We start from the raw sequence: 15,104 nt of genomic DNA, 5'->3' as shown, positions 1-15,104 counted from the left end.
TGGCTTTCGAAACTTCAAAAACTTTAAAACTAAAATTCTTATCGCTTTGAACATGCAAAGAGAGAGAACCAATCTGATTCTCTCTCGTGCTTAGTTATAAGTCACCCACTACAGTTGACAAAGAGCCATTTTACTTTCTTCCAATCACTTGAGTTCAAACCCAATCTCCCCCAATCGTTCCTTGATTTCCTTTTCCAGTTCATGCGATTTGGTAAAGAGTTCTGATAGCTCACTGGTTAAGCGCTCCATTTTTTCTTCAAATGGTTCTCCATCATCTTCCTGTTCTGCAATACCAACATAGCGTCCCGGCGTTAAAATATAGTCTTGCTTAGCAATTTCTGACGTTTCTACAACTGCGCAAAAACCTTTGACATCTTCTAGTTTTCCATTTTGAAAGGCTGCAAAGGTGTCTGCTAACTTTTTAATATCGTCATCACTAAAATCTCGGTGCTTACGGTCAACCATTTCACCCATATTGCGGGCGTCAATAAAGACTGTTTTGCCTTTTTGTTTTTTATTTTTACTGATAAACCAGAGACAAGCCGGAATCGTCACGCTGTAAAAAAGGTTAGAAGGCAGAGCGATAATGCCTTCAATCAAGTCATCTTCAATAATCTTTTGACGAATGTCTCCTTCACCCTTTGTAGTAGAAGAAAGAGAACCATTGGCCAAAACTAAACCAATCTTCCCATTACTTGGATCCATATGATGAATCATGTGCTGAATCCAAGCATAGTTCGCATTGCCATCTGGGGGAGTACCGTATTTCCAGCGAATATCGTCTTTGAGTGTATCCGCACCCCAATTTGAAATATTAAAAGGCGGATTGGCCATAATATAATTGGCTTTTAGGGTTGGATGTAAGTCATTATAGAAGGTATTATCTTGATGCTCGCCAAAATTAGCATCAATACCTCGAATAGCCATATTCATTTTAGCCATTTTCCAAGTATCAGCATTAGATTCTTGACCAAAGATAGACAGATTGGCAATATTACCACTATGACTTTCCACAAATTTTGCAGACTGAGCAAACATGCCACCTGACCCACAAGCAGGATCATAGACACGCCCGCGGAAAGGTTTTAAAATTTCAACGATTGTTTTAACAATACTGGTTGGTGTATAGAATTCACCACCACGCTTGCCTTCATGCGCTGCAAATTGTTCAATACAGTACTCATAGGCACGTCCTAATAGATCTTTTTCTTCTGCACCTTCAAACATATTGATATTAGTGAAAATATCAACCACTTCACCTAAAACGCGTTTATCCAAATCAGGACTGGCGTAAATTTGAGGAAGAACGTTATCCAAACTTGGATTATCATCTTCTATTTCACGCATGGCTTCATCTAAAATTGTCCCAATTTCTGAAGAATGAGCATGACTGGCAATAAAAGACCATCTTGCTTCTTCAGGAACGAAAAAGATATTATCTTCTACATAAGCATCCGGATCATTTTCAAATCCTGAACCTTCTGCTACAAGTTCGTTATATTTTTCCTCAAAAGCATCTGAAACATATTTCAAAAAGATAAGTCCAATCACAACTTTTCGATATTCTGATGCAGAAATATGTCCGCGTAAAGCATCTGCAGCATTCCACAATTCTTTTTCAAATCCAATATTAGCGTTTGTCTTTTTTGCCATTCTATGTTTCCTTTAATTTTATATTCAATTTCATATGCTACAATAATTATTATACCATTATTTCATAAGAATTTTGATTGATTTCACACCATCTTTTTTATTCTTCTCCAATTATCCTTCAACAATCGGCTGGATTTTTTAGTTAATGGTAATTGTTGTTTGACAATTGCCTGCTTTTTTTAGTTTTGGGTATTTGTTGGCCGACAGTTGATTGGATTTTTTTTATTTTAAGCGTTTGTTGGTCAACAATTGACCGCTTTTTTTAGGATAAGGCAAAATGTTGTCTGACATTTGCCTGCTTTTTTCTGTTACACCCAACTGTTGATGAACAATTGGCTTTAGTTTATTTATTTTGAAAAAATTTTTCCTGTTTTTCTCTTTTTTTGCTTAGCTGTTGCGAATAATATAGGTGAAGGATATTTTATCCTTTAAAAATAACTATAAAAGAGGTCTATTTATGTCAGATACTATCAAAAAAGTACCACTTGCTATTTCAAGACTGTCAACGCTTGAATCTTCCCAATGCATCGCGCATACTTTGGATGCTTTTTCCAAGCAAAAACTTGATTTTTCTACTGATAAACGCCTTCAAACCTTAATTGATCGTCTGCAAACAGCTCTGCCCCAATATGAAAAATCAATCAAGCAAGAAAAAGCTACTCCCTTGACCATGACCATCAAAGAAGCGGATGCTATTCGTGATCATGACATTCAGGCGCTGTTTTCCATCATCAAAGTTTACAAAAACAGTCGTATAGAGGAAAAGCAGGCAGCTTATAAAGCACTGAACAAGCTTTTTCAAGGTTATAAGGGCATCAAGACAGCTAATTATGAGAAAGAAACGGCTCTTCTGAAAAATCTTTTTGAAAAATTAGCTCAGCCTAATTATATGGATTATCTTAAACAGCTTAATGCCACAGAATTTTTGGAAAATCTGAAGGCTAGCCAAGATCAATTTTATCAGATTTATCTGGAGGCTGACCCAAATAGTGAAAAGGTCGCTCTGCCAACGGCTACGCAGATCAGAAAGGCTATTGAGGCTGACTATCAGTTGCTTTACAACTATTTGCTGACGTCACATCTGGTTGAACAAGACGACACCAGCCAAAAAGCACTGCTCCTTTTTAATGACATTCGCCAGCGCTTTAGCGAACTTATCCAACGCCGCAACGCCAAAGCGTCAGCCAATGAATCCAAAGAAGACATCGCACCTTCTATTGAAAAAGTCAGTTAAAAGCCATTTGAGAAGATGGCTTTTTTTGATAGAAATTGTTGACGAAAATACTCTTTTTAGTACACACTGAATGGGCACGATATACTGGGGCTTTTCAAAAGGTTGTGCAACTTTACCAATATATTTTTGAAGATTAATTTTTAAGAGTATCAAAAAAGCTGTCAAAATGTTTGACAGCTTTTTGAATAATTTATAAATCCCACTGATCATCTTTCAGTCTTTTCACTTGCCGTTTAAGGGATTGATTTTCTTTCTCCAGAGCATCCAAGGTTGCTGCAACTTCGTCAAGAAATTCATCAACTTCGTCTTGATTATAGCCGCGTAACTTCGTGGAAAACTTTTTTTCAAAAATATCTTTTTGTGTTATCATTTTTGCTACTCTCTAATAATCTGTAATTTCCTTACGGTCATGAACATTGGATTGCTTGCCTTGACGGGATTTGAGGACTGCCTCAACATCAGCTGGCGTCACGCCTGTTTCAACTAGCATAACAGCCAAATGATAGAGGACATCGGCTGTTTCATTGGCAATTTCATTTTTGTCAGCATTTTTTGCACCGATAACAACCTCGGTCGCTTCTTCTCCGACTTTCTTGAGAATCTTGTCTAAACCCTTATCAAAAAGATAGTTAGTGTAAGAACCTTCTTTAGGATTTTGTTTGCGATCCAGTGCTTCTTTGTATAAAGTTTTTAACATAGATTTTCTCCTTTTGAAAATAGCAGAGCTTATTTTTCATCTTGTTCTTGGCTATAAATCTCATTGAAAAAGCAAGAATAAGCTCCGGTATGGCAGGCTGCGCCAACTTGCTCTACAGAGATGAGCAGGGTGTCTTGGTCACAGTCTGTCTTGATGGATTTGACATACTGATAGTGACCGCTGGTGTCTCCCTTATGCCAGAGTTCGTTGCGAGAGCGGCTCCAATAGTGCATTTGCTTTGTTTCCAAAGTCAGACGGTAAGATTCTTCATTCATATAAGCCAGCATGAGGACTTGTCCTGTCTGAAAGTCTGTCACAATGACGGGCAGCAGGCCGCCTTGCTTTTTAAAATCCAGTTTGATGTCTGTCATAGCCTCACCTCAATTCCCGCGTCAGCCATGGCTTTTTTGGTATCAGCGATAGCAACTTCCCCATAGTGGAAAATAGAAGCGGCCAAGGCACCAGTGACTGTCGTTTTTTGGAAGACTTCCACCATATGCGCAATATTACCCGCACCCCCTGAAGCAATGATAGGCACATCAACAACGGCTGCAACGCTATTTAGCATATCTAAGTCAAAACCGGACTTGGTACCGTCCTTATCCATAGAAGTCAGAAGAATTTCACCTGCTCCCAGACGAACCACTTCTTTGACCCATTCAATCAGATCTTTGCCAGTGTCTTTTCTGCCACCTGCGACATAGACATGCCAGCTGCCGTCGTTTTGCTTTTTGGCATCAATAGCCGCGACGACACATTGACTGCCAAATTTCTCCGCACAATCCTTGATTAGCTGCGGATTGGCAACAGCAGATGAATTGACAGCGACCTTGTCCGCACCAGCTTTGAGCATCTTATTCATATCGTCAACTGACCGAATACCGCCGCCGACTGTAAAAGGGATAAAGACCTGATCAGCCACATGGCGCACCATGCCCACTGTCGTTTCACGATTGTCCGAAGTTGCTGTAATATCTAGAAAGACCAATTCATCACAGCCCGCTTCATAGTAGGCACGCGCAGAATCCACTGGATCTCCGACATCTGTCAGATTGACAAAATTAACGCCTTTAACCACACGTCCGTCCTTAACATCTAAGCAAGGAATAATCCGTTTTTTCAGCATACTAACCTCCAAAGGTCTTGAGCTCGTCTAAGCTAATATTGCCATTATAGTAGGCCTTGCCGACAATAGTTCCTGCCACTCCAATGTCTTGGAGTTTGGTTAAATTGCCAAGCTCTGCAATGCCGCCGGAAGCAATGACCTTGGCAGTTGTGAGTTCTGCAACCAAGCGTTCATAGTGGGCATAATTGGGACCAGTCAGAGTGCCGTCACGGTCAACGTCCGTATAAACAAAGAGTTTAACGCCCATTTTTTCCATTTCTTTGGCCAAGCTGATGTAGTCAACCGTGCTGGTTTCCAGCCATCCTTCGGTTGCCACATAACCGTTTTTAGCATCAATACCAACAACAATCTTGTCACTGCCGAATTGCTCCAGCGCAGCTTTGACAAAATCAGGATTTTTAACCGCCATAGAACCGACAATGACACGGTCAATGCCGACATTGAGGTAATCCTCAATCTGCTCCAAGGTACGGATACCACCGCCAACTTCAACCCCCAGACCAGAAACCTGTTTCAGCTGAGCAATCAAGTCACGGTTGGTTGCACGACCGTCCACTGCACCGTCCAGATCAACCACATGAATAAAATCAATCCCAGCCTCGGCAAATGTCTTAGCCTGATCAAGCACATCAGGATTGACCACTGTTTTTTGATTAAAATCACCTTTGAAAAGACGAACCGCCTGACCGTCTTTAATATCAATAGCAGGAAGAATTTGCATAATATAAGATGTGAGAGCGTCTAAAAAGCGACCGAATTTTAGGAAGGCGGCAAGGAATCCTGATTCCTTAGACGACTTATCTAAATTCCGAGCTTTTAGCTCGAACTCATTTCCTTTCTCTTAAAATAAGTTGACAATATCGAAAATAGGAAATCAGTAGTAAATCCAGATTTACTATCTGATTTATCTTTTTCACTAGGATTTTAGCACGGGTTCAGTTCGAAAAACTCCGACTGAACGTTGCTTTTTTCTGTTCTAGGGTATGATTTTTATTTACTGGCAGAGCGCGACAAACTTCTCAATAATTCCTAATCCAACATCACCTGACTTTTCGGGGTGAAATTGGGCGCCGTAGACATTATCCTTGTGAATCATAGCTGGCACTTTAATACTGTAATCCGCCGTCACATCAATATAGTCTTCTGGAACATCTGTAAAATAGCTGTGCACAAAGTAGACAGACTGATCTTGCAAACCAGCTGTCAGCGGTGACTCCTGCTCAACTCGTAAATCATTCCACCCCATATGAGGGACTGGCATGGTTTTTCTGGCTGGAATTTCTCGGCAGACGCCTGGAATAAAGCCTAAGCCTTTTGTTTCAGTATGTTCTAGGCCTTTCTCCGTTAAAATTTGCATGCCAAGACAAATCCCTAAAAGCGGTGTGCCAGCAGCTACTGCTTCTTTGATGACAGAGACCAAGTCGCGCTTGTCCAGCTCTGCCATTGCCGAAGGATAGGCACCAACGCCTGGTAAAATCAGACCATCAGCTGCCAGAATTTTCTCCTTATCCGCTGACAGCTCGGCTTTTACCCCAAGCTTGTCCAGCGCCCGCAGGACGTTTGCGGTGTTGCCCGCATCGTAATCAATGACAATTATCATAGCATCCCCTTTGTTGAATTGACACCATGAATTTCAGGATTTATGGTAATGGCTTCGCGCAGTGCACGGCCTGTTGCTTTGAAAAGTGATTCTGATTTGTGATGGTTGTTTTTACCGTGCAGAATCTTCAAATGCAGGTTCATCTGCACATTGAAAGCCAGCGCTTGGAAGAATTCTTCCACCAATTCAGTATCAAAATTGCCTAATGTAGGATTGTCAAATTCCGCGTCAAAGACTAGATAGCTACGCCCTGACAAATCAAGGCTAGCCATTCCAAGCGTCTCGTCCATTGGCACAAAACTTGTCCCGTAACGGTTAATACCTGCCTTGTCACCTAAAGCTTCCTTGATAGCTTGCCCCAAAACAATGCCGACGTCTTCTACCGTGTGATGGCTGTCCACATGAAGATCGCCATCAGCCTTAACCACCAACGAAATACGGCTGTGGCGGGCAAAAAGCGTCAGCATATGGTCGAAAAAACCCACTCCTGTATCAATATCAACAGGTTCTTGAGTATCCAAGTTAAGGGACAACTTAATTTTCGTTTCAAAAGTATTGCGTTCAATTTCTGCTTGTCTCATTTTTTCACCCCATCTAAAATGTTAATCACCTGATACAGATCTGGCTGGTTAATCTGGTAAGCTGCCTGCTGGCGCACGATAGGCTTGGCGCAAAAGGCGATACCAACTCCAGCTGTCTTTATCATGGGCAGGTCATTGGCACCATCACCCATGGCAATGGTCTGTGAAAGGTCAAGTCCATTTTCTGCAGCCCAATCGCGAAGCTTTTGAACTTTGATCTCCTTGGTCACGATATCGCCGTAAGTTCTTCCTGTTAGCACACCATCAATCACTTCCAGATGGTTTGCCTTGACATAATCAATCCCAGCTTCAGCAGCCAGACGATCAACCGTTTCATGAAAGCCACCTGAAACCAGACCGACCTTGTAACCACGCGCATGCAATTCAGCCACCAACTCTTTGGCCCCTTTATTGAAATGAATGCGGGCATAAACCTGATCAAAAATGGATTCGGGCAGACCTTTTAAAGTCGCGACGCGCTCAGCCAGAGCTTCCTTAAAGTCCAACTCACCTCGCATGGCACGCTCAGTAATGTCTGCTACCTTTTGTCCAACACCAGCTTCTTCGCCCAGAAGGTCAATGACCTCTTCTTGAACCAGAGTTGAGTCCACATCCATAACTAAAAGCCCTTTAGTCTGTGTCATTTCTCACCTCGATTGCTTTGGCATGAGCCTGCAGGCCTTCTGCATAGGCTAAGGTTGTGATGTCATGCTCTGCCTTGTTAACAGCAGTCTTGCTGTACTGCGTATACTGGATACGTTTGACAAAGTCATGCACTCCTAATGCCGATGAAAAGCGGCTGGTTGCCGTTGTTGGAAGCACATGGTTGGCACCCGCATAGTAGTCACCAATTGGCTCACTGGTATAGTGACCGAGGAAAATTGATCCTGCATTTTCAACTTTGTCAAGATAATCGTAAGCATTATCCATAGCAATTTCCAAATGCTCTGGCGCTACCAGATTCATGAGAGCAAACATACTATCAGCATCCTTGGCGATGATAATACGGCCGTTATTTTCCACAGAGGGACGAGCAATAGCCTCACGTGGTAAAGCTTGCAGCTGCTTTTCGAGTTCAAGCTCAACAGCATCAGCTAAACTTTCCGAATCCGTCACCAAAATCGCCCGCGCCCGCACATCATGCTCAGCTTGTGACAGTAAATCGGCAGCGACATAGCGAGGGGAGGCAGAGCTATCCGCAATGACACCAATTTCAGAAGGCCCAGCAATCATATCAATTCCAACGATTCCATAAACCTGCTTCTTAGCCGTCGCGACAAAGATATTGCCGGGACCTGTAATCTTATCAACCTTAGGAAGTGTCTGCGTTCCGTAAGCCAAAGCAGCAATCCCTTGTGCACCGCCTACCTGATAAATCTTATCAACACCAGCCAGTTTAGCCGCTACCAGAATAGCTGGAACGAAATGCTCCTGCGGCGGTGTAATCATGACAATTTCTTTGACACCTGCAATCTTGGCTGGAATGACATTCATAAGAACTGATGACGGGTAAGCGGCAGTACCGCCAGGTACATAGACACCAACTTTTTCAATAGGTCGAATGAGCTGTCCGCGAATGACACCATCAGACGGCTGATCTTCAAAGCCAGTCTCCAACTGCTGGCGGTGATAGGACTCAATGTTGGCTTGAGCATTTTTCAAAGCCTCAAGGACATCTTTATCCACCTCTGCAAAAGCCTGGTCAATCAAATCTTGGCCGACTTCAAAATCTGTCAGCTCAATCTTATCAAATTTGAGCGAGTAGTCGCGCAGAGCGGCATCACCACGTTCTTTGACATCTTCGATAATGGAACGTACCGTCTCTTCGACATCCAGATTTTCTCTTGACAATTCTAGCTGTTCCTGGTACAGAAGCTCCGCAATTTCTTCATTTGTTCCTGTCAATCGTTTCATTTGAAAGGCACCTCCTCATTTCCAACAATTTCCTCAATTTTTCTGATAAAAGGCAGCAAGTCAGGATTATTTTTCAGCGCAGCAGTATTGACAATGAGCCGAGCTGAGATCCGACAAATATCTTCAAAAACTTCAAGTCCGTTAGCCACGAGGGTATTCCCCGTCTCAACAATATCAACAATAGCATCTGCCAGACCAATCACTGGAGCAATCTCAACACTTCCTTGGATAGAGATGATTTCAACATCTTCGCCTGTTTTATTAAAATGCTCTCTGGCCACTGTTGGGTATTTTGTGGCGATACGCTTACGTTTGTGGTCTGTCGGGTCATAGCTGGGAATAGAAGCCACTGAGAATTTGCAGAGCCCAAAATTCAAATCCAGCATTTCCAAATAGCCTGTTGGATGCTCCATCAAAACATCCTTACCGACAACACCGATATCCGCCACACCATGTCGTACATAGGTTGTCACATCAGGAGCTTTGACCAGTAAAAAACGAAACTTTTTATCTGGACTTTCAAAAATGAGATTGCGCCCCTTATTAGCCATAAAAGACATGTCAAAACCTGCTTTTTCTAAAAGCTCAACTGCCGATTGCTCGATCCGTCCTTTGGTTAAGGCAATGGTAATTTGATTAGCTGTCATGGCGCTCACCTCCAAAATCCAAATCATCATGAATAGCCTGATAGATAGAATCAATATCAATCGCCCAGCCCACAGCGGTCAGTTCTTTGGCTCCGAAGCGTTCAAAAAGCTTATCATAACGGCCGCCAGACACAAAAGCGTCGGGCACCTTATTGCCAAAAACCTTAAACATCATGCCAGTATAATAAGGCATGCTTGAAATCTGCGCCAAATCAAGTGTAGTCTCATGCAAAACCTCAGTTAGGCCAGCCGTCAGAACTTCCAAACTGTCAAGGGCTTGAAGCAGCGCCTCATTTGTGACGAGAGATCGGGCCTTAATCAAGACCTCTTTGCTTTCTCCAAATAAGAAGGGCAGGTTCTTGATGAACCCATTAAATTCACTTGGGTGCGCCTTGGTGAATTCATTAAGTCCAGTGATAGACTTATCTCGAATAAGCTGAGCAAATCTTGCAGTTTCAGACGCTGTCAGATCTAGCTGTTCAAAAATCAACTGCAAAATACGGGCGTGCGAAAATTCAAATTGGTAATTTTTAACGCCTGCAGTTTCCAAAGCCTCTTTGGCTGACTGAACCGCCTCCTGCAGTGCTTTCTGAACAGGATAGCCAACGATTTCTACGCCTGCTTGAGTGTGTTCATTGGACAGCCCACGATTTTCTTCGTTGTAATTAAAGACTTTCCCCGAATAAGAAAACTTAATCGGAGTCTGCACACGTGTAGAGGCAATAACGCGTCCAACCTGACTGGTAATATCCGGCCGCAAGCTTAACAACTCGCCCTTTTTATCAAAAAGATTGTAATGATTCGCGTCTACCTCATCACCAAAAACCTGAAAATGCTCCAGTGTCGGTGTCTCAATACGATTAAAGCCTTTAGTAATCAAAAGATCAGAAATATCACGCTCAATCGTATACATGGCACGCGCACGCTTGAAAAGTTTATCGTGCATGCCAACTGGCAAGGTTGTTTTTTTCATTAATATAACTCCTGAACTAAGTAATACAGCGTCTCAAACAAATGCTATTAGGAAATGAAACGTTTTCTCAAAGACTGCTGCGACTGAACCAGTCAAGACTAATTTTAGCTTAACAGTTCATTTATGGTCATGATAACTTTTTCCATCTCTTCTTGAGTACCAATGGAAATACGCAGTTTATTAGCAAGCCGTTCTACTTTTGGGAAGAAACGAACATAGATCTTTTTAGACTGCAAATAAGTAAACAACTGCTCGGCAGTAATACCAACAGGTTCAACTAAGACAAAATTGGTTTTCGATTCTAAAACATTAAAACCAATTGCTCTTAACTCATCAGAAAACCAGTCACGTGTCTTTATAATTTTTTGGCAGGATTCTTCATAAAAATCCCAAGACTCAACTGCTGCTGTTGCCAATGCTTCAGCAATGCTGTCAACACTGTAAGAATTGATAGAATTCTTAACTGCATTGATAACAGATATGAGACGAGGACTTCCGATGCCATAGCCCACACGAAGCCCAGCCAAAGAAGCATCTTTTGAAAAGGTACGCGTAATGAAGATATTATCATATTTTTCGAGCAAAGGCAGTGCAGTTTCGCCGCCAAAGTTAACATAGGCTTCATCGATGATAACAACAACATCTTGATTGGCTTTGACAATCTTTTCAATTTCAGAAAGAGGTTTAAAAATTCCTGTCGGTGCATTGGGATTGGTCAAAACAATACCGCCATTATCAGCGATATAATCTGCTGTCTCAATGTCGAATTTCTCATTGAGAGGAATTTCATGGTAATTGATGTGATAAAGATCAGCCCAGACCCTGTAAAAACCATAGGTCACATCTGGAAAAAGGACTGGTTCATCATTGTTGAAAAAGGCCAAGAAAGCCATGGATAAAACATCATCTGAGCCATTCCCCACAATAATCTGTTCAGCATCTACTTCCAGCTGCTTTCCTAGCGCCTTTCTCAGACTTTCTTGGTCCAAAGTTGAATACTGTCTCAACTGATTGGCATCAAAATGCGCAAGAACCTCATGAACTTTCGGACTTGAGCCATAAGCGTTCTCATTTGTATTCAATTTAATCATGTCTTTTTCTTTTGGCTGAGCACCTGCCACATAAGGCTCAATAGCCCGCAGTCCTTTGATTTCCATATCGGATCCCTCTTCATATATTATCGTAAAGAAAAAGGTCCTCGCAAAAATTACTTTTGCAAGGACGCTCTCACGTGGTTCCACCTTTTCGTTAAACAGCAGTCACCCACTGTTCCTCAAGAAGTTTCTGACAACTTCTGGTTTATAACGGAACCACCCGTCAAGCACTACACTCCTTAGATTTCGCACCTGCACTCAAGAATGTGTTGTTTTTGGACTTGTGTGCTTTCAGCTTACTCACACTCTCTGTAGAATGTCCATAACTGTTTCTATCAACGCTTTTATTATACCATTATTCTACTGGAAAATTCTGAATATTGCAAGCCCTTATCACCATCATTTTTAGGAAAATAAAAAACAAAAACTCCTATTGGATATAGAAGTTTTCTAAGTATGAGAGAGATTAATCCGCTTCACCTGTGAAATCAAGAGTAGAGGCGTCTTCTGTGCTGCCTTCGTTGGGTAGCTCAATAATCCTTATCTTATTTCCGTTATCTTCTAAAATGACGATATAGATAAATGGAGTACTTTCACCATTTTTATAATTCTCTATCGCCTCATCGGTGATTTCAGAATCATCGTTTTGAGTAAGCATGATAAAGTAGGGATTGCCTTCAGTTAGGCTCTTATATTGATTGAATTTGCCTTTATCAGTAGCAGTCAAATCATCTTCTTTCAATACTGCAAAAGGAGCGGCTTCAATCGTTCTAGGCTCATTATCAATGATTGTTAATTTTTCTTTGTCAAAAGTAATAGTACCTGATCCGTTATCTTCCAGCAAGAATCCTCCATAACTATCATTCTCATCAGCGTGGCTAGAGGATGAGCCTGTATAGCTTGTTTTCAAAACAGTTGGCAGGCCCTTGTCGTCGTAAGAGATCTTTTGCTTTTGAGAACTGCTGGCAGAAGCATTGCTTGCGGATCCTGATTTGGACTGGTTAGAGCAAGCTGCTATTGTAAGCAGGCTAAGTGATAATAGACCAAGTGTTAGAACTTTTTTCATGTGAATTCTCCTTAGAGTGGTGAAGGCTAGTCAGTTAAGTATTGAGTGTTAAGTCAATACTTGATGTGCTTAGTATATCAAGCCTTCGTCTACAAACGACAGTCACAGACAAGAAAAAAGCTCTATAAATCTTAAGCGGATTTACCCACTTCAGATATGATAGAACCTGTTTTTATAGGTATACAATAAACAGCAGAAACCATGATCAAGGTTTGTAAAATAGAGGAAAATTCTCATCACTCCATCATTTGTTTTAAAAAGTCAGGAGTACAGTAAACAAAGTTATCTGAAATCAACTGAGGGTCAATGACCTTTTGATGCTTGAGTATGTGCTTCCAAACAGCGACACCGCCCTTGGCTAAAATTGCTAGTTGAAAAGCTTGGGACTCACTTAATTTATATCCAGTTGATTTTTCGTATTTTTCTTTCCAAAAATCATAGAAGGTATCTGAAATAAAATCAAATGTATTATTCTGACCAATATCATCAACCATTGCTTTTAATAAATCTCGGTCTTCCTGTCCCATAAAAAGCGATAAACCGTAATAGATATCTTTTAACGTCTGATTGTTTGGATTGTCAAATACCTTTTGAAATTGCATTCTAAAGTACCAATTGCCAACATCATATTTATCCTTAAAATTCCGATAAAAAGTAGAACGCGAAACACCTGATTCAGCGATTAGTTTTTTGACTGTGATGTCACTAAAGGTCATGGTTTTTAAAAGACGTTCTAGTGTATAAACAATGAGTAACTTATTCTTCATTTGTGCATTCCCCATCATAAATGAAATAGCTTTCATACTTTGTTTCGCATTGGTACACTTTTGAAATTTTATTTCTAGTAACTTTATCCTATATTGTGTATTATAACACATATAAAAACATTTAGGGGGTTCTAAAATGACAATTGCAAGTAAAAATAGTTATGATGTGGTAGTCGTTGGAACTGGTGCAAGCGGAATGTCTGCCGCAGTTACAGCTGCACAAAATGGTTTGTCTGTTTTACTTCTTGAAAAGGGTAAAACGACTGGAGGATCTTCCAATTATACGGAAGGCATGTTTGCTGTTGATTCCTATCTTCAGAAGGAGGCTGGCGTTAAAATCGATAAGAATGCCATTGTCCAATCAGAATTGATTTATTCTAATTATCGTGCAGATGCTGGTATATGGAAAAGTTATGTTGATGGCAGTGCAGATACCATCAACTGGATGCGTGATTTAGGAGTTCATTTTCTGCGTGTTCAAAAAATGGGAGCTGGCGTTCAGTCCTGGCATATTTATGAAGGATTTGGTGACAATGTTATTCATGGTACCTTTATTCCTAAAGCCATCGAATATGGCGTTGAAATACTGACACTTACTGCAGGTAAAGAATTGCACAAAGATGGTGATAAAATTACTGGTATCACTATTGAAAATTGTGTCACTAAAGAGACTCAAAAAGTTGGTACTAAAGCAGTTATTTTGGCTACTGGCGGTTTTTTGGATAATCCAGAAATGATACAGGAAAAGACTCACTATGATATCAAGCGTTTATTGCCTGTCACATGTGGTAAAGACACTGGTGATGGCATGCGAATGGCTTGGAATATTGGAGCACGGGAATATGGCTCAGGTATGGCCATGCTGTTTGGCGGCTATCTTAATGATCCAGAAGAGCCAAACTTCAAGATGATGCATTCGCAAATGTGTGTAGGAGCTGGTCAGCAACCCTTGCTTTGGGTAAATGAGCGCGGACAGCGGTTTGTTAATGAAGAAGTCATCTACAACTTCTCAGAAGCAGGTAATGCCCTCTATACTCAAGATAAGGTCTATTCAATTCTTGACAAGGGTGTTATTGATTATATGGCAGAAAATGGTAATTTTATGGGACTTGGTGTCTATATTAACCGTGGTGCAAAAATGGATAAACTTCAAGAAGAAATTGATCAGGCTCTTGAAGATAATAAACCATTTGTGACCAAAGCTGATAGCATTGAGGACTTAGCTAAAAAGATTGGCTTGCCAGTAGCAGCTTTGACTGAAACGATTGCGACTTACAATCGCTTCGCAGCTAACGGCGTAGATGAAGATTATAATAAACCCAAGGAATATTTGTATCCTGTAAATAAAGGACCATTCTATGCTTTTGAATTAGGAGTAGGTGCCTTCTGCACGATGGGAGGCTTAAAAATCTCTACTGATAATGAAGTTCTACAAGAAAACGGTCAAAAAATAAAAGGACTCTATGCTGTCGGAAATGACTCATCAGGTTTGGTCGGTGACACTTATGGGCCAGATAAACCCGGCAGCTGTGTGGGATACGCCTTTTATTCAGGTCGCCATGCGGCTCAACATGCTAAGAAATACCTTAATTCTTAGTTGGATTTGACTGACAAACTACTTAACATAAACATACATCATTGAATCTTTACTATTTATTTTTCAGGCTGGAGAAATACCCATTGAGGTGCAGATTATTATCTTCTCCAGTCTTTTTGATTTTGTAAAAATCTCCTATGACTTACAGAGAACAA

At 41.1% G+C, this 15,104-nt stretch carries 17 protein-coding genes; 2 read left to right on the top strand and 15 right to left on the bottom strand.

Features of this window, described 5'->3' with window-relative positions; all coding sequences use genetic code 11:
* Window positions 1-144: 144 nt before the first annotated feature.
* Window positions 145-1,653, bottom strand: a complete 1,509-nt coding sequence (locus tag ACVRZ8_RS05545) for a type I restriction-modification system subunit M (RefSeq protein ID WP_447448319.1) — start codon at window positions 1,651-1,653, stop codon at window positions 145-147.
* Between the two features lie 457 nt (window positions 1,654-2,110).
* Between ACVRZ8_RS05545 and ACVRZ8_RS05540 the strand changes: the two genes are divergently transcribed.
* A complete protein-coding gene (locus tag ACVRZ8_RS05540) occupies window positions 2,111-2,887 on the top strand; it encodes a DUF6261 family protein (protein ID WP_447448318.1) in 777 nt (258 codons plus the stop codon).
* 190 nt (window positions 2,888-3,077) lie between these two features.
* On the opposite strand, the gene ACVRZ8_RS05535 is transcribed toward ACVRZ8_RS05540, so the two are convergent.
* The 14 genes from ACVRZ8_RS05535 to ACVRZ8_RS05470 all read right to left on the bottom strand — a co-directional run bounded on the left by ACVRZ8_RS05535 (window position 3,078) and on the right by ACVRZ8_RS05470 (window position 13,388).
* A complete protein-coding gene (locus tag ACVRZ8_RS05535; protein WP_447448317.1) occupies window positions 3,078-3,257 on the bottom strand; it encodes a DivIVA domain-containing protein in 180 nt (59 codons plus the stop codon).
* A 12-nt stretch (window positions 3,258-3,269) separates the two neighbouring features.
* A complete protein-coding gene (gene hisE / locus ACVRZ8_RS05530) occupies window positions 3,270-3,584 on the bottom strand; it encodes a phosphoribosyl-ATP diphosphatase (RefSeq protein WP_447448316.1) in 315 nt (104 codons plus the stop codon).
* Window positions 3,585-3,613: 29 nt separating this feature from the next.
* Complete coding sequence (hisI, locus tag ACVRZ8_RS05525) at window positions 3,614-3,955, bottom strand: phosphoribosyl-AMP cyclohydrolase (protein WP_447448315.1); 342 nt, start codon at window positions 3,953-3,955, stop codon at window positions 3,614-3,616.
* Window positions 3,952-4,710 (bottom strand): imidazole glycerol phosphate synthase subunit HisF, encoded by a 759-nt coding sequence (gene hisF / locus ACVRZ8_RS05520; RefSeq protein ID WP_447448314.1) that lies wholly within the window; start codon window positions 4,708-4,710, stop codon window positions 3,952-3,954. The genes hisI and hisF overlap by 4 nt, the downstream gene beginning before the upstream one ends.
* A gap of 1 nt (window position 4,711) precedes the next feature.
* On the bottom strand, window positions 4,712-5,431 hold the full coding sequence (gene hisA, locus ACVRZ8_RS05515; protein ID WP_447448313.1) for a 1-(5-phosphoribosyl)-5-[(5-phosphoribosylamino)methylideneamino]imidazole-4-carboxamide isomerase: 720 nt from the start codon (window positions 5,429-5,431) through the stop codon (window positions 4,712-4,714).
* 273 nt (window positions 5,432-5,704) lie between these two features.
* Complete coding sequence (gene hisH, locus ACVRZ8_RS05510; protein ID WP_447448312.1) at window positions 5,705-6,310, bottom strand: imidazole glycerol phosphate synthase subunit HisH; 606 nt, start codon at window positions 6,308-6,310, stop codon at window positions 5,705-5,707.
* Complete coding sequence (hisB, locus tag ACVRZ8_RS05505; protein WP_447448311.1) at window positions 6,307-6,891, bottom strand: imidazoleglycerol-phosphate dehydratase HisB; 585 nt, start codon at window positions 6,889-6,891, stop codon at window positions 6,307-6,309. The genes hisH and hisB overlap by 4 nt, the downstream gene beginning before the upstream one ends.
* Entirely contained in the window at window positions 6,888-7,535 is a 648-nt protein-coding gene (serB, locus tag ACVRZ8_RS05500) for a phosphoserine phosphatase SerB (protein ID WP_447448310.1), read from the bottom strand. Before serB ends, hisB begins: the two co-directional genes overlap by 4 nt.
* A complete protein-coding gene (gene hisD / locus ACVRZ8_RS05495; RefSeq protein WP_447448309.1) occupies window positions 7,522-8,805 on the bottom strand; it encodes a histidinol dehydrogenase in 1,284 nt (427 codons plus the stop codon). The genes serB and hisD overlap by 14 nt, the downstream gene beginning before the upstream one ends.
* Window positions 8,802-9,452, bottom strand: coding sequence for an ATP phosphoribosyltransferase (hisG, locus tag ACVRZ8_RS05490; protein WP_447448308.1), 651 nt, complete (start codon window positions 9,450-9,452; stop codon window positions 8,802-8,804). The genes hisD and hisG overlap by 4 nt, the downstream gene beginning before the upstream one ends.
* On the bottom strand, window positions 9,442-10,425 hold the full coding sequence (locus ACVRZ8_RS05485; protein ID WP_447448307.1) for an ATP phosphoribosyltransferase regulatory subunit: 984 nt from the start codon (window positions 10,423-10,425) through the stop codon (window positions 9,442-9,444). The genes hisG and ACVRZ8_RS05485 overlap by 11 nt, the downstream gene beginning before the upstream one ends.
* A 104-nt stretch (window positions 10,426-10,529) precedes the next feature.
* On the bottom strand, window positions 10,530-11,582 hold the full coding sequence (gene hisC, locus ACVRZ8_RS05480; RefSeq protein WP_447448306.1) for a histidinol-phosphate transaminase: 1,053 nt from the start codon (window positions 11,580-11,582) through the stop codon (window positions 10,530-10,532).
* Window positions 11,583-11,985: 403 nt separating this feature from the next.
* On the bottom strand, window positions 11,986-12,585 hold the full coding sequence (locus ACVRZ8_RS05475) for a hypothetical protein (protein ID WP_447448305.1): 600 nt from the start codon (window positions 12,583-12,585) through the stop codon (window positions 11,986-11,988).
* Window positions 12,586-12,821: 236 nt separating this feature from the next.
* On the bottom strand, window positions 12,822-13,388 hold the full coding sequence (locus ACVRZ8_RS05470; protein ID WP_447448304.1) for a TetR/AcrR family transcriptional regulator: 567 nt from the start codon (window positions 13,386-13,388) through the stop codon (window positions 12,822-12,824).
* A gap of 100 nt (window positions 13,389-13,488) precedes the next feature.
* Between ACVRZ8_RS05470 and vprA the strand changes: the two genes are divergently transcribed.
* Complete coding sequence (gene vprA, locus ACVRZ8_RS05465) at window positions 13,489-14,949, top strand: vinyl phenol reductase (RefSeq protein WP_447448303.1); 1,461 nt, start codon at window positions 13,489-13,491, stop codon at window positions 14,947-14,949.
* Window positions 14,950-15,104: the final 155 nt, after the last annotated feature.

This window comes from Streptococcus dentiloxodontae (assembly GCF_053206925.1).
This window is presented reverse-complemented; position numbering and strand designations above follow the sequence as displayed.

Bases quoted from the DNA above. Each gene is read 5' to 3' on its own strand.
- hisD (WP_447448309.1), bottom strand. From the start codon at position 8,805: ATGAAACGATTGACAGGAACAAATGAAGAAATTGCGGAGCTTCTGTAC.
- hisA (WP_447448313.1), bottom strand. From the start codon at position 5,431: ATGCAAATTCTTCCTGCTATTGATATTAAAGACGGTCAGGCGGTTCGT.
- serB (WP_447448310.1), bottom strand. From the start codon at position 7,535: ATGACACAGACTAAAGGGCTTTTAGTTATGGATGTGGACTCAACTCTG.
- hisB (WP_447448311.1), bottom strand. From the start codon at position 6,891: ATGAGACAAGCAGAAATTGAACGCAATACTTTTGAAACGAAAATTAAG.
- hisF (WP_447448314.1), bottom strand. From the start codon at position 4,710: ATGCTGAAAAAACGGATTATTCCTTGCTTAGATGTTAAGGACGGACGT.
- ACVRZ8_RS05485 (WP_447448307.1), bottom strand. From the start codon at position 10,425: ATGAAAAAAACAACCTTGCCAGTTGGCATGCACGATAAACTTTTCAAG.
- ACVRZ8_RS05545 (WP_447448319.1), bottom strand. From the start codon at position 1,653: ATGGCAAAAAAGACAAACGCTAATATTGGATTTGAAAAAGAATTGTGG.
- ACVRZ8_RS05470 (WP_447448304.1), bottom strand. From the start codon at position 13,388: ATGAAAGCTATTTCATTTATGATGGGGAATGCACAAATGAAGAATAAG.
- hisE (WP_447448316.1), bottom strand. From the start codon at position 3,584: ATGTTAAAAACTTTATACAAAGAAGCACTGGATCGCAAACAAAATCCT.
- ACVRZ8_RS05540 (WP_447448318.1), top strand. From the start codon at position 2,111: ATGTCAGATACTATCAAAAAAGTACCACTTGCTATTTCAAGACTGTCA.
- ACVRZ8_RS05535 (WP_447448317.1), bottom strand. From the start codon at position 3,257: ATGATAACACAAAAAGATATTTTTGAAAAAAAGTTTTCCACGAAGTTA.
- hisH (WP_447448312.1), bottom strand. From the start codon at position 6,310: ATGATAATTGTCATTGATTACGATGCGGGCAACACCGCAAACGTCCTG.
- ACVRZ8_RS05475 (WP_447448305.1), bottom strand. From the start codon at position 12,585: ATGAAAAAAGTTCTAACACTTGGTCTATTATCACTTAGCCTGCTTACA.
- hisI (WP_447448315.1), bottom strand. From the start codon at position 3,955: ATGACAGACATCAAACTGGATTTTAAAAAGCAAGGCGGCCTGCTGCCC.
- hisG (WP_447448308.1), bottom strand. From the start codon at position 9,452: ATGACAGCTAATCAAATTACCATTGCCTTAACCAAAGGACGGATCGAG.
- hisC (WP_447448306.1), bottom strand. From the start codon at position 11,582: ATGGAAATCAAAGGACTGCGGGCTATTGAGCCTTATGTGGCAGGTGCT.
- vprA (WP_447448303.1), top strand. From the start codon at position 13,489: ATGACAATTGCAAGTAAAAATAGTTATGATGTGGTAGTCGTTGGAACT.